Genomic DNA, 24,019 nt, shown 5'->3' on the forward strand with positions numbered 1-24,019 from the left:
AAGTAACAAACATCAACAAACTCATTTAAACGCCCATAAAAAAACGCCAAAGAACATGAATAACTGTCTTTGGCGTTTTGCACTTGCAAATGAATTTACACATACATTCAACCACTGGCCTCAATCCCCCGCTGAAGGTCCAGCCAGTTCAACAGACTGGCGGCCGACATCGGCCGCGCGCACAAATAACCCTGCCCTTGGGTACACCCCAGTTCCAGCAGCACGCTGCGTTGCTCTTCGGTTTCGATCCCTTCGACCACCACCGACATGCCCAATGCCTCACCCAACGCGAGGGTGCTGCTGATCACGGCCCGGCGACGCGGCTCATGCCTGAGCCCGCGCACGAACTCGCCGTCCAGTTTGATTTCGTTGAACGGCAACTGACACAGCCGCTGCAGCGAAGAGAACCCCGCGCCGAAGTCGTCGATGGACAGACTGCAGCCCATCATCCGCAGGCGCACCAGGCTTTCCAGGCTGATCGCCGGGGCTTCGAGCAGGCCTGTTTCGGTCAGTTCGAAAGTCAGCCCGGAACCGGGCAAACCGTGCGCCGCCAACATCGCCTGAATCCGGCCGGTCAGCACCGGATTGACCAGTTGCCCGGCGTGCAGGTTGAACGCGACATTCAGGGCGACGCCCTGATCGAGGGCCTGGCGCTGGAGCCTCAGCCCCTGTTCCAGTTGCAGGAACAGCAATTCGTCCAGCAGCCCGCAACGCTCGATGACCGGCATGAACACCGAGGGCGGCAAGACGCCTTTGAAAGGATGGTGCCAGCGGGCCAGCGCTTCGATGCTGCACACGTCACCGGTCTGCAAATTGAACTTGGGCTGAAAGTAGGTGTGCAACTGATGGTCGGCGAGCGCCTGGCGAACCTCTTCCTCGGAGGCCGGCACGACAGGCAGCGCATCCGCTTCGTTGTCGAGGTCGCTCAGGTGCCTGGCCAGCAGCAGCTGCAACGCCTGCGGTTGCGACAGCTTGCCGGCATCCTCCTGCAGCGCCATGCCCAGCAGCGAAATCAGTTGCCCCGCCACACTGCCCGCCTCGGCCGCCAGGCCATCGCTGATGATGATCGCCCCTCCCTGCCCGAAACGTCCCAGGGTCTGCAACAGACCCGGAACATCCGGCCGCCCCTGGCTCAGCACGCACAGCGTCACGTCCACCGGGCCGAACTGTTCGAGGTCCGCGAACGCCTGACGGTCATCCGCGACCACCAGGATCTCCCGACATCCGCCCTGGCGCAGCCTGTTGGCCACCCTCAACGTGCGGGAAGCGTTGTCGCCGATAACCAAGACGCGAAGTGGGAGCATGGGCATGGAAGCAGCTCACTCTGGAAGGAATGGGCCCATTGTCCGGCGTTGATCCACCGGTATCTCTAGGAAACGTCCTTTTGAATGTAGGAAATTTCCGAAAACCGATAGGGCATCCAAACTGCTCACGACAGAGGACTCAAGACTCCACCGTGCCCGGATCGCCGATCCGGTGCTCCAGCGTGTGCGCCAGGCGCTCCATCGCCTGCTGCAACGCATCCACCGCCTCGGTCAGGGCGGCCGCATCGGCCCCCATGCAGATGGCCTCCAACTGCTCGCAGCATTGAATCAGGCCGCCCGCCTTGATGATCCGCGCCCCGCCCTTGACCCGGTGGGCTAGGTCGGAAAGCCCCGACAGGTCGTGTTCGCCGAACAGCTTGATGAGCCGCAACATGTCCTCTTCGTTGCTGCTGGCCAGATCCCCCAACAGTTTCCTGACGGCGCCCTGATCGCCCCGGGTCAACTGCTGCAGGCTGTTCAGGTTGATGTCGCCTTCCGCCGCAGGGCTCACGGCACCCTGCGCGGGTGACTGCGCCGCGGACTGCACCGACGCCAGCCGGGTGCTCAGGTCACCCAGGCTGATCGGTTTGAAGAGGCAGTCGTCCATCCCCTCCGCCAGGCAGCGGTCTTTTTCCTCCGGCTGGGCATTGGCGGTCAGTCCGAGGATCAAGCAGGGCCCGGCCCCCGTGGATCGCTCTTCGTCGCGGATGGCCCGCGTCAATTCATAGCCGTTCATCACCGGCATGTTGCAGTCGGTGATCACCACATCGAAACGGCCGTTGCGCCAGGCGCGCAGGCCATGGGCGCCGTCCTCGGCGTCGCTGACGCTGTGGCCCAGGTAGGACAGCTGCTGGGAAAGCAGCAAGCGGTTGGCCGGGTAGTCGTCGATCACCAGGATGTTCAGCACGCTTGCCTGGTCCGTGAGCTCGGCCGCCGGCAGCTCGGTGGCCGGCACCGGTTGCAGGATCAAAAGATCGAGGCAGATGTCGATCTGCGTGCCCTTGCCGGGGGCACTGGTCAGGTGCAGCTCCCCGTCCATCATTTCGCACAGGGTGCGGCTGATGACCAGGCCCAGGCCCGAACCGCCCCGCGCCGACTGATGATTGTTGCGGGCCTGGCCGAACGGGTTGAAAAGCAGCGCCTGGTCTTCGGGCGAAATGCCGATGCCGGAGTCCTTCACCTGAACGTGGATCCTCAGGCGTTCGCCGCACGCGCCCAGCACCGCCTGAACGCTCAGGCGCACTTCGCCTTCGTCGGTGAACTTGATGGCGTTGCTCAGCAGGTTGGACAGGATCTGCTTGAAGCGCAGGGGGTCGATCAGCACGTCGCGACTGGCCTTGAGGTCGAAGTCCAGCAGCAGCCTCAAGCCCTTCTGCCGGGCCACGCCTTCGAACATGCGCACCACCGACTCGACCAGCTCGCGCAGGCTGGCCCGTTGCGGGGTCAGGGACAGCCGGCCGGACTCGATCCGCGCGATGTCGAGGATGTCGCCGATCAGGTCCAGCAAGCCCCTCGCCGCCCCCGAGGCGACCTCGATGGCGAAGCGGTCCATGACGCCTTGGTCAGCCTTCTTCATCGCCAGTTCGAGCATGCCGATCACGGCATTCATCGGCGTGCGGATCTCGTGGCTCATGGTCGCCAGGAAGGTGGTTTTCGCCCGGTTGGCGTCATCCGCGCTTTTCTTGGCGCTCTGCAGCTGGTCCATCAGGCGCTGACGGTCGCTGATGTCGATCCAGCCGGCGATGATGCCCATCACCACGCCTTCGCTGGTGTGGTACGGCAGCATCCAGTGATACACCGTGTGCACCACGCCGTCGCTGTGGATGTAGGTGCGGTCCTGGATCCAACGCGTGCCGCTCTCCATGACCTTGATGTATTCGGCCTGGAAGGTCTGGGCGTCGGAATGCCCGACCACCGAGCTGTCGGTCAGCCGCTTGCCCATCACGGCTTCGCGCGGCAAGCCCAAGGCGTCGAGGTAGGCCGAGTTGCAGCTGATCAGCCGGCCCTCGCGGTCGCGCACGTAGATCGCGTGGGGCGTGCCGTCGATCAAGGCGCGCATGAATTCCATCTGGTCGTTGAGCGCCCGCTCGGCCTTTTCCCGGGTGGACACCAGTTTGCGCAGATGAATGATCCAGACCGCCGCCAGCATCAGCAACAGCGCAAAGATGACAAACCCCTGAATGACCGCCGAACGGTGGTGCAGCCAGCTGTCGTTATCGATCACCACGTCGTGGCGCCAGCGGCTCATCAGTTCGTCCAGCTCTTCCGGGGGAATGCTTTGCAGGGCCTTGTCCAGGATCGAGTACAGCTCCAAAGCCCCGCGGTCGGTGGCGAACCCGGTCGGCGCCGACAGCGGGCCGACGACTGCGGCCACCCGCAGGCGGTCGCGGTACTGGCGCAGGATCATGTAGCGTCCGTTGATCAGCGAATTGAGCGCACCGTCCGCGTCGCCCTTGTCCACCAGCGCCAAGGCCTCGGCCGACGTCGTGGTCTCGATGAGCTGGATGCCCGGAAAGGACTCGCGGAGGTAGTCTTGCAGCGCATTGCCGCGGCGCATCGCCAGCCGTTTGCCGACCATGCCTTGCAGCGATTGCGCCCTGTCCGGCAGGTCCCGAGTGATCAGCACGAACGGGCTGGTCAGGTACGGCCGGGTGAAGCGCAGCTCGCCTTCTCGGGCCGTGCTGGGGGTGAAGGCCGCGATCAGGTCCGCCTTGCCGGCCCGAATCTGCTCGATCAGCTTTTCCATCGAACTGCTGCGCACCACATCGAACTTCAGCCCCGTGCGCTGGCTGACCTTGGCCAGCACCTCGGCGCCGATGCCCCGGAACTCGCCCTGCCCGTCAAAGAAGGAGACCGGCGGAAGGCCGTCGTTGACGGCCACGGTCAGGCGCGGATGGCTTTGCATCCAGCGCTGTTCGGCGGCGGTGAACGGGAGCGGATCCAGGCCGGCGACATTGAGATCCCCCGCCCCCCAGCGACGCAGGATCGCCATCCGGTCGCTGATCGGGATCACCTCCAGCGCGGCATTGAGAATGTGCAGCAGCTGACTGTTGCGCTGGTTCAGGGCGAAGGAGAAATGCGTGCTGAGCACACCCGACAACGTCGTCAGGTAGACATCGTTGAGGAAGTACTTGCCCACCAGATAATGGGTGCTGACGGCATCGCCCAGGTAAGCGTCCGCCTGATTGAACGCCACGGCGCCGATGGCGTTCTGGGCCGACGTGTGGAACTGAAGCACCGATTTGGGGTAGTTCGCGACGACCGCATCCGTCGGCTGGAGGTGATCGACGATAGCGAGCCGTTCGCCGGCCAGGTCCGGCGCCAGCGCCTTGCTGGCGCCGCTGCGCGTCACCAGCACCGACGGGGCCTGCACATAGGCCGTGGTGAGCGCAAGCTCAGGGTCGGTGCCGTCGAAACTGTTGACGGCGCCCACCAGGTCCACCTCGCCGTCCCTGAGCGCCTGCATCGCTTCGTTCCGGGAATCGTAACGAAACACATCGATCCTGATGTGCAGCATGCCGGCCAGCAGCGCGGCATAGTCGGCCGTGATGCCCTCGTAGTCCTGGCCCCCGGTGATCATGCCGAAGGGCGCATTGTCCGGCAGCGCAGCCCCCAGGCGCAGCGAGCCCTTGTTGCGCAGCCAGCGCCAGTCCGCCTCCTCCAGCACGACCGCCGGCAGTTCGCCGGTCGAGCGGCCGAACAGGTTCAGGGCCTGCACCGCCGCCTGCGCCGGCGAAACGCTCCCCCACTGGCCGAGCAGACAGACAGCCAGTGCGCAGCAACGCAGAAGAGTCTTCATCTAGATGAGGTTGTTGCGCTTGGCGAAGTCGGCCAGGTACACCACCGACTTCACATTGAGCTTTTCGATGAGGCGGGTCTTGTAGGTGCTGACCGTCTTGTTGCTCAACAGCATGGCGTCACCGATCTCCTTGTTGCTCAGGCCCCGGGCGAGCTGCTGCAGAATGACCAGCTCCCGGTCCGACAGGCCGCGGATCATCTCAAGCTCAGTGGAGTCGATGTCGCTGCGGCGTACGGAGTTTCCGGCAAGGTTGGGAAAAAAGGTATAGCCGGCCATCAATGCCTTGATGGCCTTGCTCAGTTCGCTCAGTTCATCGGTTTTCGAGATGTAGCCCGCCGCGCCCGCCTTCATGCAGCGCATGGCGTAGAACGCCGCCGACTGAGAGGTCAGCACCAGGATCTTGCTCGACAGTTTCAGCGCACTGATCCGGTTGATGACTTCCAGGCCGTCGAGGCTGGGCATGGCGATGTCCAGCAGGATCAGCTCCGGCTGGTGCCTGCGCGCCATCTGCACGGCATCGGCGCCGTTGTCGGCCTCGGCGACGACTTCGAACTGCTCGCGTTCAAGCAGCACCTTCACTGTCGCCCGGATGAACGGATGATCGTCTACAACCAACGCTTTATGCATTTGAACCTCACTGCGGTACGCACAGGAAATACCAGTGACGAATGGGCCATGCATCACAAAAGTATGGAACAAATCACTGGCTAATGCTGCCTGCTTGATTCAGTCATCAGGCAGTTGAATCGGACAATTCATGAAGCGGGGCTGCCACGCTCAGGCGGGTGACTCCGGCGCTTGCAGCCACCGCAGCAGCCGCCCGGCCTCCATAGGGCGCGCCAAGTGGAAACCCTGGCCGAACGAACACCCCATCGCCACCAGGCCGTCGCGGATGGCGCGGCTGCCGACGCCTTCGATCACCAGGCTCATGTTCAGCGCACGCGCCAAGGCCACGGTGCTGCTGACCATCGCATGGGTGCGCGGATCGTCGATGGAGCGCACAAGCTGGCCGTCGAGCTTGAGCTGGTTGAACGGCAGCTGGCAGAGCAGCGTCAACGACGAAAAGCCCATGCCGAAATCATCGATCGACAGGCCGCAGCCCATCATGCGCAGGCGGATCAGGTTTTCCCGGGTGGTTCGCGGAACATCCAGCAAGCCGTTTTCGGCCACTTCGAACAATAACGTCGCCCCCGGGAAACCATGGACGCCCAGCAGCCGATCGATGTGATCGATCAGGTCGTTGCGCGCCAATTGCGAGGCATGGAGATTGAACGCCAGTTCCAGGCGCAGGCCGGCGTCGTGCAAGGCATGCAACAGCGCCATGCCTTGCTCCAGCAGTTGGCGGAGCATTTCATCGATCAGGTCGTAGGCCAGCACGGCGGCCAGGAAGTCCTTGGGCAACAGCAGCCCCTTGTCGGGATGCTGCCAGCGCACCAGGGCCTCCGCCCCGGCCAGCTCGGCGGTCTTCAGATCGAACTTGGGCTGGAACCAGGCCTTGAACTCACCCTGGGCCAGACCCCGGCGCACGTCCTCTTCGCTCGGCAGCCTGGCGGGCGGCACCGGCTCGGCTTCGGCGGCCAGCCACCGACGGGTGTAGCGATTGAGGATTTCCTGCAACGCGTACAGTTGCGTGGGCTTGCTCAGGACGCCCAGCATCTGCATCCCCGACAGGCAGGTCATCTGCTCGACCGCACGGCGCAGCTCCGGCCGCAGGTCGCTGCACAGCGCCACCGCCCGCGCCAATCCGCCTTCGCCGACCCGGGTCAAGAACTCCAGACCGTTGATGGCCGAATGGCTCAGGTCGCACAGCACGATGTCGACGCCCCCCACCCGGCTGATCTGCACCATCGCCTGTTCGCTGTCGCTCGCCTGCAGAATGTCGTTGACGCCCAGATACTGGAGAGCCTTCACCAACGTGCCACGCTGAAACGATTGACCCTCCAAAACCAAAACGCTGGGTACACACATCTCGTCAACTACTCGCAATGACTTGAGGTGAAAATTCTCGCAAGTGCGTTTAACCGGCAGCGAAGGATTTATCTCGGCGATTTGTAGGAAATTTCCTAAAGCCGATCCGCAAGCCGTGCCTGTCATGGGCGAGGCGACAGGTCGGCGCGTTCTCACTGTTTCTGTGCCTTTGCCTTGATCCTTCCCGCCCCTGACCTACACTCCCCCACACTGACCGTAGGGTCATATCCGTGTTTTCCCGGATGCCCCGTTCCACCACATGCAGGGGCGCACGGAAAACCTTCAGGACATGGATGCCGGAAACCATTGAATAGACGGGGCGAACTCCGAAAAGCCAGACGAGTAGGAACTTAAATATGGAGATTTAATTCATGACAGCTCAAGCACATCTCGTTGGTGGATGGACTCCGTACCACAAACTGACGCCGAAGGATCAGGAAGTGTTCAAGGAAGCCCTGGCCGGATTCGTCGGCGTGAACTACGCGCCCGAAGAGGTTTCGACCCAGGTCGTCAACGGCACCAACTACCGTTATCTGTCGAAAGCCACGCTGCCTGGCTCGCCAGGCAGCTGGCAAGCGATCGTGGAGATCTACGCGCCGATCAACGGCAAGCCGCACATCACCCAGATCCACCGGATCTAGTCTGAACCCTCGCATCCGGAGGCTGTAGGGGGCCGGCCGCGTCTGCTGTGGCCGGCCGCCCTCACGCGATCTACACAACGATACACAACCCCCCCCTGCGCGACACATCCCCAATACATGCCGCTGCCAGAGTGTGCCCCATCGAAGCCGACCGGCTTCGACTCACACAGAGGCGAACATCCCATGACCCATTCCAACGACACCGTGCTGTACACCGGCAAGACCCGCACCACCGGCGGCCGTGACGGCGCCGCGCGCAGCAGCGACGGCAACCTCGACATCAAGCTCTCGCCTCCGGGTTCCGGCGGCGCCGGCACCAACCCCGAGCAGTTGCTGGCGGCCGGCTGGTCGGCCTGCTTCATCGGGGCAATGGGCAAGGCTGCGGCAGCGCTGAAGGTTCGTCTGCCGGCCGATGTGGCGGTCGACACCGAAATCGACCTTTGCAAGGAGGAAAACGCCTTCTTCCTGCAGGCCCGCCTGAACGTGAGCCTGCCGGGGCTGGATCCGGCGGTGGCCCGCGCCGTGGTGGACACCGCCCACCAGACCTGCCCGTACTCCAAGGCGACCCGGGGCAACATCGCGGTCACGATCAATCTGGTCTGACCCGAGCGACCATGAAAAGGCCTGCCGCCATGGCAGGCCTTTTCGTGTTTCAGGCGCCGGGGCTCACTCTTTGAGGATCAGCAGCGGCTCGCCCTTCTTGACGATATAGGTCGCCAGTTCCGAGCCCTTGTCGGTGCCGATGTTCTTGGCGATGTGCGCCACCCCGGCAGGGATGAACAGCGAATCGCCGGCCTTGAGCGTGACCGGATCCCGGCCTTCGAGTCGGTACTCGAACGTGCCGCTGATCACGTAGGCCACTTCGACGCCGGGGTGCGCGTGCCGGGGCGAGGTGATGCCCGGCGCAAAATCCACCCGGGCCTGGATGACTTCGCGGTCGGCGGTGCCCAGGTCCTGGCGCACCAGGTCCGTGCGGCTCAGGCCTTGCTGCCAGTTCTGCGGGGCGGGTGCCGGTTGCGCGGCTTGCGCCAGACCGGCCACGCAGGCCAGTGCAACAGCAGAAAGCGTATTCAGATGACGTCGCATGGTGTGTCCTCTTCAAAGCAGTGGTTGACCCCTCCTACCTTGAACCGGCCATGTATTGCCGATGTGTCGGGCAATGGCTGTTCGTCAAGCCAATGTATCGATCGGCGCCCTGGATACAGGCGCATACAAAGTCCGTCTCAGAGCGGCGCCACGACGGGCTGTTCGCCGCTCTGCACCAGGTCGATCAGCCAGGTGCGGAACGCCACGACCTTTTTCGAGTCGGCGATCTCCAGCGGCGTCACCAGGTAGAAGCCCAGGTCGGACTTGAGCTTGAGGTTGAACGGCGCCACCAGCTTGCCGGCCTTCAGGTCGTCGTCCACGTAGGTGGAGCGGCCGATGCACACGCCCAGCCCGTCGATGGCGGCCTGCACCGCCATCATGGCCAGGTCGAAGGTGAGCCGCGTACCCTCGGCCAGCTTCTTCGGCTGCCCTGCCGCGCTCAGCCACATGTTCCAGTCGTTGCTGGTCATGCCGCTGACTTGCAGCAAGGTGTGGTTGGCCAGGTCGACGGGGCTTTTCAGGGCCTTGGGCCCGGTCAGCAGCTTGGGGCTGCACACCGGAAAGATCTCGTCCGACATGAGCCAGTCGGCCCGCAGGCCTTTCCAGTCACCGAACCCGTAGCGGATCGCCGCGTCGATGCCGCCCTTGCGAAAGTCCACCAGTTCGGTGGAAGCGGTGACGCGCACATCGATATTGGGGAACGCATCCTGGAAGGACGCCAGGCGCGGCAACAACCATTTGGACGCCAGCGAGACCAGCGTGCTGATGGTCAACGCGCTGTTGTTGCAGGACTCACGCAGCATTTCGGTGGAATAGCGCAGTTCATGGAAGGCCGAGCGGATGCCGGGCAGATAGGCGTGGCCTTCGGTGGTCAGTGCCAGGCCGTCCTTGAGGCGCAGGAACAGGCGGATGCCCAGTTCGTCCTCCAGCCGGCGGATCTGATGGCTGATGGCCGTCTGAGTGACGTTCAGTTCCTCGGCGGCCTTGGTGAAACTCATATGGCGAGCGGCAGACTCGAACGCTCTCAATCCATTGAGGGAGGGAATTCTGGCGACCATTAGCTTTGTTAATGCTCATGAGATTTTGTCATAAGGTAGCACCCAAGAAGTCCTTTGCAAAATGTTTCGGCGGTCGAGGATCCTAGCGTCGCTTTCAGGCCACAACGGCCTGAAAACGCCCACTCATAGGATGAGATCGCCGTGAACAAGACAGTTGAAATCAACAACAGCCCGGACGAAAAAGCTCCACAACTGAAAGCGCGCAATGCCTCCCGAATGGCCGAAATCAGCCGCCCACATTTCGACGCCGCGTACGAAAAAGGCCTGATGGGGGTTTCCTGCCGCGTGCTTGACAACCGCCGCATCGAAATCGCCACCAGCGGCAAGGAAGTGATCGACTACACCCGCTGCGGCTACCTCAACCTGGACGCCCACCCCAAAGTGCTCGCCGCCGCCAAGGCGTCGATGGACGAAGTGCCTTCGGTGCACTTCTCCGTGGCCCGCACCCGTCTCTCCGCCGAGCCGCTGGCGCGCCTGGAGCACACGCTGGCCAAGCTGTTCGACGTCAACGGCGTGGTGGTCTTCCCGACCGTGGCCGCCGCCAACATGGGCGCCCTGCCCCTGCTGGCCGCCGGCCTGTTCACCGGCGGCGAGAAACCGCTGATCGCCTTCGACCGCTTCGCCCACGTGACCCTGCAGTACCACATTCCGGTGCTGCGCGAGGAAACCGACGTGATCGTCATCGAACACAACGACCTCGAACACCTGGAGCGCCTGTGCCAGAGCGGCCGCAAGGTGGCCTACGTCGGTGACGGCGCCTACTCGATGGGCGGCGCGGCGCCGGTGCGCGAACTGCGCGCCCTGCAGGACAAGTACGGCCTGTTCGTCTACCTGGACGACGCCCACGGGATCTCGGTGGTCGGCCACCACGGTGAAGGTTTCGTGCGTTCGCAGTTGGACGGCCTGGACGGCAACACCATCGTCGCCGCCTCCCTGGGCAAAGGCTACGGCGCGGCGGGCGGCCTGCTGATGCTGGGCACACGTGACATCGAAAACTCGATCCGCCGCTACGCGCCGACCTACGGCTTCTCCTGCGCGCCGAACATGGCGGCGGTGGGCGCCGCGCTGGCATCGGCCGAGATCCACGCCACGCCGGAACTGCACAAGCTGCAGCATGCGCTGCGCAACAACATGAAGCTGTTCGACCACCTGATCCCGACCGAAACCAGCGGCAGCGAACTGCCGATCCGGATCGTGCGCATCGGCAACGAACAGGAAGCCATCGCCAAGGGCGAGTACCTGCTGCAACAGGGCCACTACACCTCCGTGGTGTTCTTCCCGACCGTTCCGCGCGGTCAGGCGGCGCTGCGCATGTCGGTCACCTCGGCGCACAACCCGTCCGACATCCTCGACCTGAGCCTGATGCTCAAGAGCAGCGAATCGAACACGGACACCGCAGCCGCCGGCCGGCAACCGGCCGCCCTGGCCGTTTGACCGACGTCGCCGCAGGAGAAACCAACGTGAAGCGAACGGATCTGGCAGACAGTTTCGTCACGGCAGTGACGGACTTCGATATCAACACGGCCTCCCTGGGCGAGATTCGCGCCCTTCAGGAACTGGTCTATGAACGCAAAGTGGTCGCGGTGAAGAACCAGACGCTGACCCGTGAGGGCTACCAGCAGTTCGCGGCGTGTTTCGGTGAGCTCGAACAGTTCAAGCTCAAGAGTTACCACGACCCGGCCTACCCGAACATCCTGGTGATCAACAACCGCAACGGCGCGGGCGCCGTCGGCGCGCGCAAGCTGGGCAACATGTGGCACAGCGACTCCAGCTACCTGGCCGAGCCGTTGCCGTTGACCATGCTGCACGCCCGGCAACTGCCCGAGACCGGCGGCGACACCCTGTTCGTCGACATGCAATCGGTCTACGACGACCTGCCGCGTGAGCTGTACGAACGGGTGCGCAACCGTCAGGCCGTGCATGACGTGCGCTGGACCTACAAGGTCAAGGAAGACGATGTCGGCGAGTCGATCCAGGAGATCTTCAGCCGCCTGGAGCAACACTTCCCGGCCAGCACCCACCCGACCGTCGCGGTGCACCCGCGCACCGGCCGCGAAAGCCTGTACGTCAACCCCGGCTACACCACGCGCATCAGCGGCTATGCGCAGGAGCAAAGCCGCGCGCTGCTCGACGAGCTGACCGCGTTTGCCCTGACGCCGGAACGGATCTTCCATTACCGGTGGGAACCCAACGACCTGCTGATCTGGGACAACCGCTCGGTGTGGCACTGCGCCACGGAGCTGCCGCGGGAGGCCGAGCGGGTGATGTACCGCATCGGCGTCAACGACGGCGAGTTCTTCGCCCGTGACGCCGGAAAGGAGCACGTCGCATGAGCAAGAAGCGCGTACTGGTCGCCCACATCCTGGGGGACGAAGGCAAGCGCATGCTGCGCGAGCGCGACGACATCGAAGTGGTGGAATTCCACAACATCATCGAGCAGGGCCGCTTCCAGGCCCTGCTCGAAAGCTTCGATGCCGTGCATGGCGTGATCCTGGGCCTGACCAAGTTCGGCGCCGCCGAACTGGAGCGGGCGCGGGGGCTGCAGGTGGTCTCGCGGATCGGCGTCGGGTTCGACGCGGTGGACGTGCCGGCCATGACCGCCGCCGGCGTGCCGGTGATGGTCTGCGCCAACGCCAACCACCGCGCCGTGGCCGAACACACGCTGGGGTTCATGCTGGCGCTGGCCAAGCGCACCGAGGCGCTCACCGGCCTGGTGCGCAGCGGCGACTGGCACCAGCGCTACGACTACCTGCCCACCGAGCTGGAAGGCCGTGAGGTGTTGCTGATCGGTTGCGGCCGGATCGGTGCGCGGGTCGCCGCGCTGTGCCTGGCGCTGGGCATGCGGGTCAAGGTCTATGACCCGTACCTGGCGCCGCAGTCCCTGCCGGTGGGGGCCGAGCCCGTGCCGGTGCTGGAGGCGGGACTGGCCAGCGCCGACTACGTCAGCCTGCACTGCCCGAAGACCGACGAAACGGTCGGTCTCCTGTCGGCGCAGCGCCTGGCCCTGATGAAGCCGCACGCGTACCTGATCAACACCGCCCGCGGCGGCATCGTCGACGAACAGGCGCTGTACGGCCTGCTGGCCGAGAAGCGCATCGCCGGGGCGGCCCTGGACGTGTTCCTGCCCGAACCGCCGGCCCACCTCAGCGGCCTGCCGGGCCTTGCCAACGTGATCTGTTCGCCGCACCTGGCCGGGGTCTCCCGCGAGGCGGTCAGCCGCATGGCGAAACTGGCGGCCGGCAATGTGCTGGACGTGTTCGACGATGCGCCGAACGCCGCGAACGCGGTGAACCCGCAGGTGATCGACCGGAGCACGCCGCAGGGCGTGCGCGCCCCCGCCGAAACCATCCCTTACCCAATCTGACTTGTGAGCAATGGAATGTACTTACGCTATCAGCTGTTCGATGACCAACGCGACGCCATGATCCTGATCGCCCGGATCATGATCCTGATCCTCTACGGCTATTTCGGTTTCACCTACGTCACCGACCACGGCAGCTTCGTGACTTACCTCAAGTCGGTGGACGCGCCGATCCCGGAGACCACCGCCATCGTGGCCACCATCGTCGAATTCTTCGGCGGCCTGGCGTTGCTGTTCGGCTTCTGGACCCGGCCGATCGCCGCGATCTTCGTGGTCTACACCATCGGCACCGGGATCATCGGCCATGCCTTCTGGAACGCCACCGACCCTACGGCGCACCACACGCTCTTCGTGCACTTCTTCAAGAACGTGAGCATCGCCGGCGGCTTCCTTTTCCTTTGCCTGCTGGGGCCTGGAAAGTACTCGATCGACAAGCGTTGATCCCGGTGCGGCGGGCGGAGCGATCCGCCCGCCGTTTTTTTTCCGTTCCTGCGGACATTGATGATGAAAGAATTGATTGAACCGGTTGCCGACCTTCGAGACTGGCTGGCCCGCGCCGAGCGGATCGACGAACTGCAGACCGTCTCGCAAGCCGTCGACCCCCTCGAAGAAATGAGCGCCATCACCTACCTGGTCGCCCGCCAACCCGCCTCCCCCGCCGTGCTGTTCGACCAGCCCGACTCGCCCCTGGGCCTGCGTCACCTGTGGAACATCTTCGGCCCCAGCGTCGCGCGCACTGCCATCACCCTGGAAGAGCCGCCGCACACGCCGACCATGGAACTGATCCGGCGCACCAAGGACAAGCTGCGGCACAGCATCGCCCCGCTGGAGGTGTCGGAGGAACAGGCGCCGATCTACCAGAACACCCTCACCGGCAACGACATCGACCTGACCCGCCTGCCCATCCCCAAGCATTGGCCCAGGGACGGCGGCGCCTACGCCGGCACCGCCGACGCGGTGTTCACCCGCGACCTGGAGTCGGGCTACCTGAACGTCGGCACCTACCGGATGATGATCCAGGGCCCGCGTGAAGTCGGCCTGTCGCTGGCGCCGGGCAAGGACGCGTTGCGCCACATCCACCAGGCTTGGGCCAAGGGCCAGGCGCTGCCCGTCGCAGCCGCCTGGGGCATCGACCCGCTGATGATGGTGGTCGGTTCGCAGTCGCTGCCGCCGGGCATGTCCGAGTACGACTTCGCCGGCGGCATCAAGGGCAAGCCCATCGAAGTGGTGAAGGCCAGACACTCGGACCTGCTGATTCCCGCCGCGGCGGAGATCGTCATCGAAGGCGTCATCCGCCCCGGCTCCACCCGTGAGGAGGGCCCTTTCGGCGAGTTCACCGGCTACTACGGCTACAAGGACATCGACTGCCCGCTGATCGAGGTGACCGCCCTGCATTACCGCACCCGGCCGATCCTGACCAACGCACTGATGGCCGACTTCCCCTCGAACGAGCAAAGCGCGTTCTTCTCCACGATCCGCTCGGCCAAGATCTGGAACGACCTGGACAAGCTGGGCATCCAGGGGATCAAGGGCGTGTACTGCCCTCCGGCCGCCGCCGGGGCCTTCGGCATGATCGTCATCAGCCTAGAGCAGAAATACGCCGGGCACGCCGCCCAGGCGCTGGCGCTGGCCGGCCAGGTGCCGGGCGGCGCCTACATCACCAAATGGATCGTGGCCGTGGACGAAGACGTCGACCCCACCGACATGAACCAGGTGCTGTGGGCCATGGCCACCCGGGCCACGCCCAGCGACGACATCGACATCCTGCGCAACACCCGCGGCTCGCCGCTGGATCCGGCGCAGAACCCGCCGTCCAAGCGTTTCTTCGGCTCCAAGGCGTTGATCAACGCCTGCAAGGACTACCGCGACATCCGCAACTTCCCGACCCGCACGCTGCTGCGCCCGTCGGTCTACGAGCGCGTGCGCGAACGCTGGAGTGAGCTCGGCCTGCCGGGCGAGGTTCCGGCGATCACGGCCTTCGATACGACGGTGGACGCCCATGAGTAACGGGCAACGGCGCATCGTGGTGGGCATCAGCGGCGCCAGCGGCGTGGTCTATGGTGTACGCACGCTGACGCTGCTGCGCGAGCTCGGAATCGAGACCCACCTGATCATGACCCGTTCGGCCCAGGTCACCCTGGCCCACGAGACCGACCTGAAAGTGGCGGACGTCAAGGCCCTGGCCAGCTTCGTGCACGACCCGGCGGACATCGGCGCGTCGATTTCCAGCGGCTCGTTCAAGACCCTGGGCATGGTGGTGACGCCCTGCTCGGTCAAGAGCCTGTCGGAGATCGCCAGCGGCATCACCGGCAGCCTGCTCAGCCGCGCCGCCGACGTGACCCTCAAGGAACGCCGCCCGTTGATTCTGATGGTGCGCGAAACGCCGCTGCACTTGGGCCACCTGCGCAGCATGGCCCAGGTCTGCGAAATGGGCGGCGTGCTGATGCCGCCGGTGCCGGCCTTCTATGCCCGTCCGCAGTCCATCGATGAGATGGTGGACCACACGGTGGGCCGGATGCTCGATCTGCTTGGCCTGGACAGCGGCACGGTGCGGCGCTGGGGTTGATCCCCGGCGTCGCCTGTGCCGAACGCTCTTTCACAATCTGACCCGTTAACCGCAACGTTGCCGTCGCCTGCCTGAAACCTTCGGGGCAGGCGGCGCGACGTTGTTTCATTGCAATACCCTCCGGCGCGCCTCGGCTCGCCGGTCAGCATTCACTCACCGTGTCGACTTCCACGGTGTACAAGCGCAACACCGTCAACAGCCCCGCCGCCAGAAACGCCAGGGCGATGATCGACAACGCCGCACCCGCCCGGCCCGGCCCGTCCAGGGTGGCCCCGAGCAGGGCGATGCCGGTCACTCCGCCGCACTGGCGCGCGGCGTTGAGCACCCCGGAGCCGACCCCGACCTTGCCGCTGGGCACACTGGCCAGGCACGCGCCGACGATCACCGGCAAGGTCGCGCCGCCGAGGCCGATCAACAGCCCGCCGAGCGCCAGGCCGATCCGGTCCATTCCGTACAGCGCCAGAGACGCCGCCCCGAGCGATCCGCAGAGCATCCCCGCCGCCCCGACGCTGCGCGCGCCGAAGGCATTGGACAGGCGCCCGGACAGGCTGGCCATCACGCCGGTCGCGACGGTCATCGGGATCATCGCCACACCGACCTCCACCGGCGTGCGGCCCTGGGCCTGCAACGCGAACGGCAGCGCGAACAGGCTGCCGTAGTAGGCCAGGGTCTGCAGGAAGCCGGCGCCGATGGCGGCGGAGAACGTCCGGGACGCGAACAGGTTGAGCGGCAACATCGGTTCCGGCCGGCGCTGCTGCGACACGATGAAGGCGACGGCCGACACGAGCGCCGCCAGCAGCGCACCGGCCACCCAACGGGTGCCCCAGCCCAGCACCGGCCCTTCGATCAGGGCGAACACCAGCGACACCAGCGCCAGCGCCGACAGCAGTTGCCCCGGCCAGTCGAGCGAACGCGGCTGCACGCTCAGGCGGCTGGGGCGCATCGCGCAGCCCGCCAGCGCAATCAGGCAGAACGGCACGTTCAGAAAGAAGATCGAACGCCAGTCGAACAGCTCCACCAGCGCGCCGCCCAACAAGGGCCCGGCGACCAGCGCGGTGGCCGAGATCCCGCCCCACAACGCCACTGCCTTGGCGCGCCGTCCCGTATCCGGGTAGGCCTCGACCAGCAAGGCCATGGAGCTGGGCAGCATCAACGCCGCGCCGATGCCCTGCACGGCCCGGGCGGCGATCAGCGCCGCCACCCCTTGCGCCAGGCCGCAGGCCACCGACGACAAGGTGAACACCAGCAACGCCGACATGAACACGCGCCAGGCCCCCAGCCGGTCGCTCAGCGCACCGGCGGACAGCAGCAGGCTGGCGAACACCAGGGTGTAGGCCCCGGCGATCCATTGCAGGCGATCCATGCCCGCCGCCAGGTCACGGCCGATGCTCGGCAGCGCCACGTTGAGCGCGGTGACATCCAACGCAACCATGAACGAACTCAAGGCCACGCTCACCAGCACCGGGACTGCCGAGGCGGGGCCGACCGTCACTTCCATTGACCGGGTTTTGTGCACTTTGCGACACCTCACTGTGTATTCGGGAACCGATCCTGAGGCTGCGCAGACCCTTCGTAAAATTAGAAATCGATTACCCGAACATAAGAGGAGCTACTGAAATGATGAACCTGATGCATTGGCGCCTGCTGGTCGCCGTGGCCGACGCCGAGAACGTTTCCCGCGCCGCCGAGCGGTACGGCATCACCCAGTCCGGGGCCAGCCAGGCCCTGACCCAAATGGAAGAGGCCCTGGGGGTCAAAGTGTTCGTGCGTGACCGCCGACAGACCAGCGCCACCGCCATCGGTCAGCAAATCATCGACCGCGCCCGGCGCATGCTGGCCGAGTTCGAGTCGATCCAGAACCTGGTGGACGCTTCGCGCGGTTGCCATCTGGGGCGGATCAAGCTGGCCAGTTTCCCTTCCGTGTTCGCCAACCTGCTGCCGCCGTTGCTGCAGAGCTTCAGCCGGCTGCACCCGGGCATCGAGATCGTGTCGCTGGAAGGCACGGACGAAGAGGTCGAGCAGTGGCTGGCCAACAGCAGCGTCGACCTGGGCGTGGTGATGAACCCCTGCCCTTCGCGCGGCGCGGTGCTGCTGGGCCGCGACTCCTGGGTGGCGGCCGTGCCGGCGACCCACGACCTGGCCCGCCGGTCCTCGGCCAGCACCGTGGCGCTCAAGGACCTGGTGGACGAACCCTTCATCCTCGCGACCGGCGGCTGCCACCTCAACGGCCAGTCGCTGGTCGAGCGCGAGGGCCTGAAGCTCAAGGACATCAAGATCAGCGTGCGCGACTGGACCACGGCGTTCGCGCTGATCAGCGAAGGCATGGGCATTTCCATCGTGCCGGCCTCGACCCTGCCGGTGGACCGCCGCGGCATGCGGGTCTTCGAACTGAGCAAGCCGATCTACCGCGAGTTCGGCCTGGTCTGCTCGCCGTCCGGCGAACGCACCCCTTCGGCCCAGGCGTTCCTCAACGAGATCCGCAAGTCGACCCTGGCCAGCAACATCCCGATGACGGTTCGCAGTACGGAAGCGAAAGTCGCCTGAACGACCATAAGGGCACCTAATGATGGGTGCATAGGATCGTAATTTTACCGAACGATGACATGCCACCACTATGTCTGGAACAAGGTTCACAGCCGTTCCGGAGCCGGAACGGCCACACGCCCGGGCAACCGTTGCCCGCCTATGAGGAGAGACCATGAAACTGTACTTTGCCCCGATGACTTGCTCCCTGTCGCCTCACATCGTGCTGCGCGAACTGGGCCTGCCGTTCGAGCTGATCCGGGTCAACAACAAGACCAAGGACACCGCCGACGGCCGCGATTTCCGTGACATCAACCCCAAGGGCTACGTCGCGGCCCTGGTGCTGGACAACGGCGAAGTGCTGACCGAAGGCCCGGCGATCGTCCAGTACCTGGCGGACCTGGTGCCCGGCAACACGCTGGCGCCGGCCAACGGCACCTGGGCGCGCACCCGCCTGCAGGAACTGCTGAACTTCATCACCTCGGAAATCCACGGCGGCAGCGCCCCGCTGTTCAACGGCGACCTGCCGGAACCGGTCAAGGAAATCTTCCGCCAGAAGCTGTTCAAGCGCCTGGACTACCTCAACCGCGGACTGGTGAACAAGGACTACCTGCTGGGCGCCTTCGGCCTGGCCGACGCCTACCTGTTCACCGTGCTCAAGTGGCTGCCGTTCTTCAACATCGACATCAAGAACTGGACGGAACTGGCGTCGTTCATGAACCGGATCGAAGCACGCCCGAGCGTGCAGGCCGCCATCGCCGCCGAAGAGGCCACCCAACCGGTCTGACCGCGCTCCACGGAGGCCGGCCGACGCCGGCTTCCGCCCCCTTCAACCTGGATGAAGCTCCCATGCACAACATTGAACGCGTCCCAAGCGGCCACGCAGGGCGTAGCCGTTCCAGCGCATACGCCGACCTCGTCTGGACCGTGGCGACCTCGCCGGACACCGCCCTGGACATTGCCGGCCAGACCGAACAGGCACTGGCGGCCCTGAGCGCCAACCTCGAACAACTCGGATCGCACCCTTCGCGGATGCTGTCGGCCCAGGTGCTGCTGGCGGACATGCGCGACAAGCCCCTCGTCGACGGACTCTGGGCCCGCTGGCTCGGCGAGGATCCGCAGCACTGGCCACAGCGGGCCTGCTACGGCGTGGACCTGGGCGGCAAACTGCTCATTGAAATCATCGTGACGGCGGCACGGAGATCAGGCGATGGCGCATAACGATCAGATCGACCTGGTGATCCGCACCTGCGACGCCCAGCGCAGCGCCGCCATGCTCGGCGGCCATCTGGACATTTTCAGCCACCTGTTCCACCCCGACCTGACGTACATCCACGCCAGCGGCGCCGTCGACGACCTCAAGAGCTATCTGGGGAAATGCCGCGCCAAGCAATTCGTCTATCACGCCCTCACCCACCAGATCGACAAGGTGACCCGGGTCGGCGAACTTGCCATCGCGTTCGGCGAACTGGACGCCACGGTCACCTCGTGCGGCGTCAGGAAGCACCTGCACAACCGCACGCTCACGGCATGGCAAAAGACCGGAGAGCAGTGGCAACTGCTGGTCTACCAGGCGACGCCCCTCGCGCCGCCGGCCGTCGCCGAAGACCCCGAGGCCGGCTGACCGCCCGAGGGCCTTTTGCCGCCGGCACTCAGCCCGCGCTGGCCGCCTCGTCGATCAGGGCGGCCACCTCGGCGGCCCGCGACGCCAGCGAAGCATGGCTGGCGTCCAGCGTGATGACCTTCCTGGCCCCGAGCCGGGACGACATGAACGCCTGATTGTCCGGATGGATCATGCGGTCCTGGCTGGAAATCTGATACCAGGACGGCTTGCTGCGCCACGCCGGCACGCTGATCGCATCGCCGAAGGTGCTGGCCACCGGCGCCTTCTGGGTGACGGCCATGACCAGCCCTTCCTCGGCGCTCAGATCCTGGCAGAAGCTCTCGTGGAACTTGTCGGCCTTGAGCCACAGGTAGCCGTCGCTGTCCGGCGCCAGGTTCGGCGCAGCGGCGGGCAGGTGCTGCTGGGTCAGGCCGCCGGGGCTCTCGCCGGCATCCGGCGCGAACGCGGCGATGTAGACCAGGCCGACGACATTCGGCCGGTTGCCCGCCTCGGTGATCACCGCGCCGCCGTAGGAGTGGCCGACCAGCAGCACCGGCCCGCTCTGCTGCGCGATCATCTTGCGGGTGCGCTCGGCGTCGTCGGCCAGCGAGGTCAGCGGCATCTCCACCGCGTGAAGGTCCGTGTAGCCCTTGCGTGCGAGCTCGATGATGACCTTGCCCCAGTGCGCAGCGCCGCCCCAGAACCCGTGCACCAGAATGATCGTCGGTTTGTTGCCCATGGTCGTGCTCCTCTCTTCACCCGCGTGATGTCGGAAAGATCAACAGCCGATGGAGTATGGAGCCGTTGCGCCGATCCGGCCATTGCCGCCTGCGCGGTCAGTGGCGGGACATCAGGCCGTGCAGCACGCCCAGGCGCAGGCCGGGTTCCGACGGCATCATCCGCGCGATGCCGAACACCTTGAAGGCGGCCAACATCACCGCCAGCCCGCCGGGCAGGATGCCGTGCCGATGGGGCTGCAGCCCGGCCAGCTTCAGTTGGCGCACGTTCTTGACCTCCAGCAGGCGCAGCGACAGCCGCAGCAAACCGCCGTAGGTGATGCCGCCCAAACCGTCGTCGTTGAGCCGGTTGGCCTTGAGCACCTTGGCCAGCATGCGCGCGGTGCCCGACGAGCCGATGGTCTGCTGCCAACCCTGGGCCCGGTAGCGCCGGGCGACCTTCTCGAACTGCAGGATCGCCACCCGCTCGGCCTCCAGCAGCGCCGCCGCAGACAGCTCGCCCCCGCTGAAGTAACGGGCGCCCAGGGTGCCGCTGCCGACCGCGATGCTTTCGGTGAGCAAGGGCCGGGTGCCCTGCCCCAGGATCAGTTCGGTGGAGCCGCCACCGATGTCCACCACCAGGCGCATGTCCTCGGCGCAAGGGATGGCGTGCGCGACGCCGGCATACACCAGCCGGGCCTCTTCGTGCCCGGAAATGACATCGATCGGGAACCCCAGGTGACGCTCGGCGCTGGCCAGGAACAGCGGCGCGTTGTCCGCCTCGCGCACGGCGCTGGTGGCCACCGCCCGCACCCGGCCGGCCTCGAAGCCGCGCAGTTTCTTGCCGAACCGGGCCAAGGCCTGCCAACCGCGGTCCAGGGCCATCTCGTCCAGCGCGCCGCCGTCGAACCCCTCGGCCAGGCGCACCGGCTCGCGCAGGGTCTTGACCTCCTGAATGACGAATCCCCGGCTGTGCCGGAGCGACTGCCCGATCATCATGCGAAACGCATTCGAACCCAGGTCGATGGCGGCGAACAGGGAGGCGTCTTCTTTCATGGAGGGATCCTTCAGGGTGCCCGGCGCGGGATGCGCAAACCGGTTTGCGCGCAGTGTGCCCCGGAATCGATGACAGCCTGATGACGCGGGCAGGCTGCCGGTCGGGCAACGTCTGTCATGACGCTGTCATTTTCAGGCCGCCATACTGAACCCACACCTCGCGTGCTCTTCACTTCGCTGCCGACCTGGCGGCTTTTTTTTGCCTGCCGTCGCAGCCTGTGCGACGGCGGATCGTCCTTGTGCGCGGATCAGGGTTAGAATCGCCCGGTTCGACACTCACGTTAAGGAAGATCGAGGCATGTCCACCCCCGGCATTTCCCTGCAAGACACCGCGGCACCGGAAGGCGTCTGCTACGGCTGCGGCGGCCGCAACCCCCACGGGCTGCACGTCAAGAGTTTCTGGCACGAAGACGGCGTGCACGTCATGGCCGAGCACCTGCCCGAGGCCAAGTACTGCGGCTGGCCGGAACTGGTGTACGGCGGGCTGCTCGCGATGCTGGTGGACTGCCACTCCAACTGGACGGCCATGGCCTACCATTACCGCAACGAGCGGCGCGACCCCGGCAGCCTGCCGCGCATCGATTGCGTCACCGGCAACCTGGGCCTCAAGTTCATCAAGCCGACGCCGATGGGCGTGCCGCTGACGCTCAAGGCCCGGGTGGAAGGCGACGTCGGGCGCAAGACCCGTGTCATCTGCGAGGTCTACGCCGGCGACACCCTGACCGCCGTCGGCGATTCGGTGTTCGTGCGGGTGGACACCGGGCAGCTCGCCGACGCTGCCCACGGCCGCTGAGCCCGCCGCGCCGGCCTGCGCATGCGTCGATTCCTTCGTTCACCGGGTGAGGAAACCCATACAGATCGCAGCGTAGTCCAGGGCTCCGGGGTTGTCAGACGGGCACGCCGCCGACGGCGCGGCTCGACAACCCGGCCGCAGGGTCTACCTTTACCTGACCGTTTGAACGCCACCGATGGCGCACCGGCGCCACGAGGAACGATGCATGCATGGAACCCGAGTGTGCGGTGCTCCGGCGTCCTGCCTCTGTGCCCTGCCCTGGCTGTTCGGCCTCCTGGCCACGGACGCCGTCGCCGGCGGCATCCTGATCTACGAAGCCGGCCAGGAAGGCAACGGCCTGGCCAACGCCGGGGCCGCCGCGCTGGCCAGCGACCCGAGCGTGCTGATGAGCAACCCCGCCGGGATCACTGAGCTTGCCGGCACCCAGATCAGCGCCAACGCCCAGGTGATACTCGGCGACCTGTCCTTCTCCCGCGACAGCCGCAACGGCTTCGACGGCAACGAAGGCGGCAATGCGCTGCAATGGCTGCCGGGCGCGAGCTTCTTCGTCAGCCACCAGCTCGACGACCGCTCGGCCATCGGCTTCGGCATGTACGGCAACTTCGGCCTGGCCCTGGACTACGACGATGACTGGGCCGGGCGCTATTTCACCCAGGAAGCGGCGGTGATCGGCGTGTCGTTCCAGCCCACCGTCGCCCACCGTTTCACCGACCGGCTCTCAGTGGGCATCGGCCCGCGCATCGTGTACGGCTACTACCGCACCGAAATGGCCATCGACAACAACCTGCTCGGCCTGGCGGACCGGCCCGACGGCCAACTGGAATACAAGGACACCGACGTCGGCACGGGGGTCAACCTGGGCCTGCTCTACACGCTCGACGAGCGCACCCGGATCGGCCTGGCCTACACCAGCAAGGTGCGGCTGGAGTTCAAGGACAAGCCCCATGTGCGCAACGTCAGCAACCCGATCATCAACGCTGCCCTGCGCCGCCTGGATGTCGACGACCTGGAACTGGACATGAACGTGCCGCAGACCGTGCTGCTGAGCGTGGCCCATGACCTGACCCCGCAATGGAAACTGCTGGGCAGCCTCGGCTGGCAGGACTGGAGCGACTTCGGCAACATCGGCGTGGAGGTCGACAGCGACGCCGGCGGCGTCGACCGCACCGTGGACAGGCACTACAAGGACACCTGGCACGCCTCCGTCGGCGCGCAGTACCAGGCCACCCGCCAATGGCGCTGGAACATGGGCCTGGGCTACGACAGCTCGGCCGTGGACGACAAGGACCGCACCGTCGACAACCCGATGGGCGACACTTGGCGGCTGGCGACCGGGGTGAACTATCAGGTCGACGAAGGCCTGGACGTGCACCTGGCCTACACCCTGGTCTGGCTCGGCGACATGGACGACGAACAGACCAAGCGGCGTTCCGGCACGACCCTGTCCGGCACCTTCAAGGACAGCGCCCTGCACATCATCGGCGGCGGCGCGACCTGGCGGTTCTGAGCCGCCGTACGGCAAGACCGGCGCGTTGCCCCAAGGAG

Annotated in this window: 23 protein-coding genes; 14 read left to right on the forward strand and 9 right to left on the reverse strand. The window is 65.5% G+C overall.

Features of this window, described 5'->3' with window-relative positions:
• Positions 1-107: 107 nt before the first annotated feature.
• The 4 genes from CAG41_RS27260 to CAG41_RS27275 all read right to left on the reverse strand — a co-directional run bounded on the left by CAG41_RS27260 (position 108) and on the right by CAG41_RS27275 (position 7,014).
• The gene (locus tag CAG41_RS27260) at positions 108-1,310 is read right to left on the reverse strand and encodes an EAL domain-containing protein (protein WP_085707726.1); all 1,203 of its coding nucleotides are present in this window, start codon (positions 1,308-1,310) and stop codon (positions 108-110) included.
• Between the two features lie 133 nt (positions 1,311-1,443).
• A complete protein-coding gene (locus CAG41_RS27265) occupies positions 1,444-5,103 on the reverse strand; it encodes a transporter substrate-binding domain-containing protein (protein ID WP_085707727.1) in 3,660 nt (1,219 codons plus the stop codon).
• Positions 5,104-5,730: a response regulator transcription factor gene (locus CAG41_RS27270; protein ID WP_085582310.1), complete on the reverse strand. Its 627-nt coding sequence runs from the start codon at positions 5,728-5,730 to the stop codon at positions 5,104-5,106.
• Between the two features lie 150 nt (positions 5,731-5,880).
• Positions 5,881-7,014, reverse strand: a complete 1,134-nt coding sequence (locus CAG41_RS27275; protein WP_256575594.1) for an EAL domain-containing protein — start codon at positions 7,012-7,014, stop codon at positions 5,881-5,883.
• A 428-nt stretch (positions 7,015-7,442) separates the two neighbouring features.
• Here CAG41_RS27275 and CAG41_RS27280 point away from each other — a divergent pair, with 428 nt between their 5' ends.
• Both CAG41_RS27280 and CAG41_RS27285 read left to right on the forward strand, forming a co-directional pair.
• Positions 7,443-7,712 carry a hypothetical protein gene (locus tag CAG41_RS27280; protein ID WP_085582306.1) on the forward strand — a complete coding sequence of 90 codons (270 nt, stop codon included), beginning with the start codon at positions 7,443-7,445 and terminating at the stop codon, positions 7,710-7,712.
• Positions 7,713-7,895: 183 nt separating this feature from the next.
• A complete protein-coding gene (locus CAG41_RS27285) occupies positions 7,896-8,315 on the forward strand; it encodes an organic hydroperoxide resistance protein (RefSeq protein ID WP_085582303.1) in 420 nt (139 codons plus the stop codon).
• A 63-nt stretch (positions 8,316-8,378) separates the two neighbouring features.
• On the opposite strand, the gene CAG41_RS27290 is transcribed toward CAG41_RS27285, so the two are convergent.
• Entirely contained in the window at positions 8,379-8,798 is a 420-nt protein-coding gene (locus CAG41_RS27290; RefSeq protein WP_085582301.1) for a cupin domain-containing protein, read from the reverse strand.
• A gap of 137 nt (positions 8,799-8,935) precedes the next feature.
• On the reverse strand, positions 8,936-9,856 hold the full coding sequence (locus tag CAG41_RS27295; RefSeq protein ID WP_085582299.1) for a transcriptional regulator GcvA: 921 nt from the start codon (positions 9,854-9,856) through the stop codon (positions 8,936-8,938).
• Between the two features lie 141 nt (positions 9,857-9,997).
• Here CAG41_RS27295 and CAG41_RS27300 point away from each other — a divergent pair, with 141 nt between their 5' ends.
• From CAG41_RS27300 to CAG41_RS27325, 6 genes are all read left to right on the forward strand, one after another.
• Positions 9,998-11,290: an aminotransferase class I/II-fold pyridoxal phosphate-dependent enzyme gene (locus CAG41_RS27300; protein ID WP_218189701.1), complete on the forward strand. Its 1,293-nt coding sequence runs from the start codon at positions 9,998-10,000 to the stop codon at positions 11,288-11,290.
• A 26-nt stretch (positions 11,291-11,316) separates the two neighbouring features.
• Entirely contained in the window at positions 11,317-12,189 is an 873-nt protein-coding gene (locus CAG41_RS27305) for a TauD/TfdA family dioxygenase (protein WP_170930035.1), read from the forward strand.
• Positions 12,186-13,220: a hydroxyacid dehydrogenase gene (locus CAG41_RS27310; RefSeq protein ID WP_085582293.1), complete on the forward strand. Its 1,035-nt coding sequence runs from the start codon at positions 12,186-12,188 to the stop codon at positions 13,218-13,220. The genes CAG41_RS27305 and CAG41_RS27310 overlap by 4 nt, the downstream gene beginning before the upstream one ends.
• Positions 13,221-13,235: 15 nt before the next feature.
• Positions 13,236-13,658 carry a DoxX family protein gene (locus tag CAG41_RS27315; protein WP_085582291.1) on the forward strand — a complete coding sequence of 141 codons (423 nt, stop codon included), beginning with the start codon at positions 13,236-13,238 and terminating at the stop codon, positions 13,656-13,658.
• 63 nt (positions 13,659-13,721) lie between these two features.
• Positions 13,722-15,224, forward strand: coding sequence for a UbiD family decarboxylase (locus tag CAG41_RS27320; RefSeq protein WP_218189836.1), 1,503 nt, complete (start codon positions 13,722-13,724; stop codon positions 15,222-15,224).
• Positions 15,217-15,783, forward strand: coding sequence for a UbiX family flavin prenyltransferase (locus CAG41_RS27325; protein ID WP_085633408.1), 567 nt, complete (start codon positions 15,217-15,219; stop codon positions 15,781-15,783). Before CAG41_RS27320 ends, CAG41_RS27325 begins: the two co-directional genes overlap by 8 nt.
• A 142-nt stretch (positions 15,784-15,925) precedes the next feature.
• Here the strand turns inward: CAG41_RS27325 and CAG41_RS27330 are convergent, their stop codons facing one another.
• On the reverse strand, positions 15,926-17,299 hold the full coding sequence (locus CAG41_RS27330; protein WP_139831480.1) for an MFS transporter: 1,374 nt from the start codon (positions 17,297-17,299) through the stop codon (positions 15,926-15,928).
• A gap of 101 nt (positions 17,300-17,400) precedes the next feature.
• Between CAG41_RS27330 and CAG41_RS27335 the strand changes: the two genes are divergently transcribed.
• The 4 genes from CAG41_RS27335 (at position 17,401) to CAG41_RS27350 (ending at position 19,930) form a co-directional block, all read left to right on the forward strand.
• Entirely contained in the window at positions 17,401-18,327 is a 927-nt protein-coding gene (locus CAG41_RS27335; protein ID WP_170930036.1) for a LysR family transcriptional regulator, read from the forward strand.
• A gap of 154 nt (positions 18,328-18,481) precedes the next feature.
• The gene (gene gstA, locus CAG41_RS27340; protein WP_085582283.1) at positions 18,482-19,093 is read left to right on the forward strand and encodes a glutathione transferase GstA; all 612 of its coding nucleotides are present in this window, start codon (positions 18,482-18,484) and stop codon (positions 19,091-19,093) included.
• 62 nt (positions 19,094-19,155) lie between these two features.
• Positions 19,156-19,527: a Rid family hydrolase gene (locus tag CAG41_RS27345; RefSeq protein ID WP_085582281.1), complete on the forward strand. Its 372-nt coding sequence runs from the start codon at positions 19,156-19,158 to the stop codon at positions 19,525-19,527.
• A complete protein-coding gene (locus CAG41_RS27350; protein WP_085582279.1) occupies positions 19,517-19,930 on the forward strand; it encodes a nuclear transport factor 2 family protein in 414 nt (137 codons plus the stop codon). The genes CAG41_RS27345 and CAG41_RS27350 overlap by 11 nt, the downstream gene beginning before the upstream one ends.
• A 28-nt stretch (positions 19,931-19,958) precedes the next feature.
• Here CAG41_RS27350 and CAG41_RS27355 read toward each other — a convergent pair whose 3' ends face one another.
• Both CAG41_RS27355 and CAG41_RS27360 read right to left on the reverse strand, forming a co-directional pair.
• Entirely contained in the window at positions 19,959-20,648 is a 690-nt protein-coding gene (locus tag CAG41_RS27355) for an alpha/beta hydrolase (protein ID WP_085633404.1), read from the reverse strand.
• Positions 20,649-20,745: 97 nt separating this feature from the next.
• Positions 20,746-21,681: a phosphatase gene (locus tag CAG41_RS27360; protein WP_085582276.1), complete on the reverse strand. Its 936-nt coding sequence runs from the start codon at positions 21,679-21,681 to the stop codon at positions 20,746-20,748.
• Between the two features lie 298 nt (positions 21,682-21,979).
• Here CAG41_RS27360 and CAG41_RS27365 point away from each other — a divergent pair, with 298 nt between their 5' ends.
• The gene (locus CAG41_RS27365; protein ID WP_085582274.1) at positions 21,980-22,474 is read left to right on the forward strand and encodes a PaaI family thioesterase; all 495 of its coding nucleotides are present in this window, start codon (positions 21,980-21,982) and stop codon (positions 22,472-22,474) included.
• 205 nt (positions 22,475-22,679) lie between these two features.
• On the forward strand, positions 22,680-23,981 hold the full coding sequence (locus CAG41_RS27370; protein ID WP_085582272.1) for an OmpP1/FadL family transporter: 1,302 nt from the start codon (positions 22,680-22,682) through the stop codon (positions 23,979-23,981).
• Positions 23,982-24,019 lie beyond the last annotated feature (38 nt).

The sequence above is a fragment of the Pseudomonas sp. B35(2017) genome (genome assembly GCF_002113645.1).
In the GTDB taxonomy this organism is placed as follows: Bacteria; Pseudomonadota; Gammaproteobacteria; order Pseudomonadales; family Pseudomonadaceae; genus Aquipseudomonas; species Aquipseudomonas ekonensis.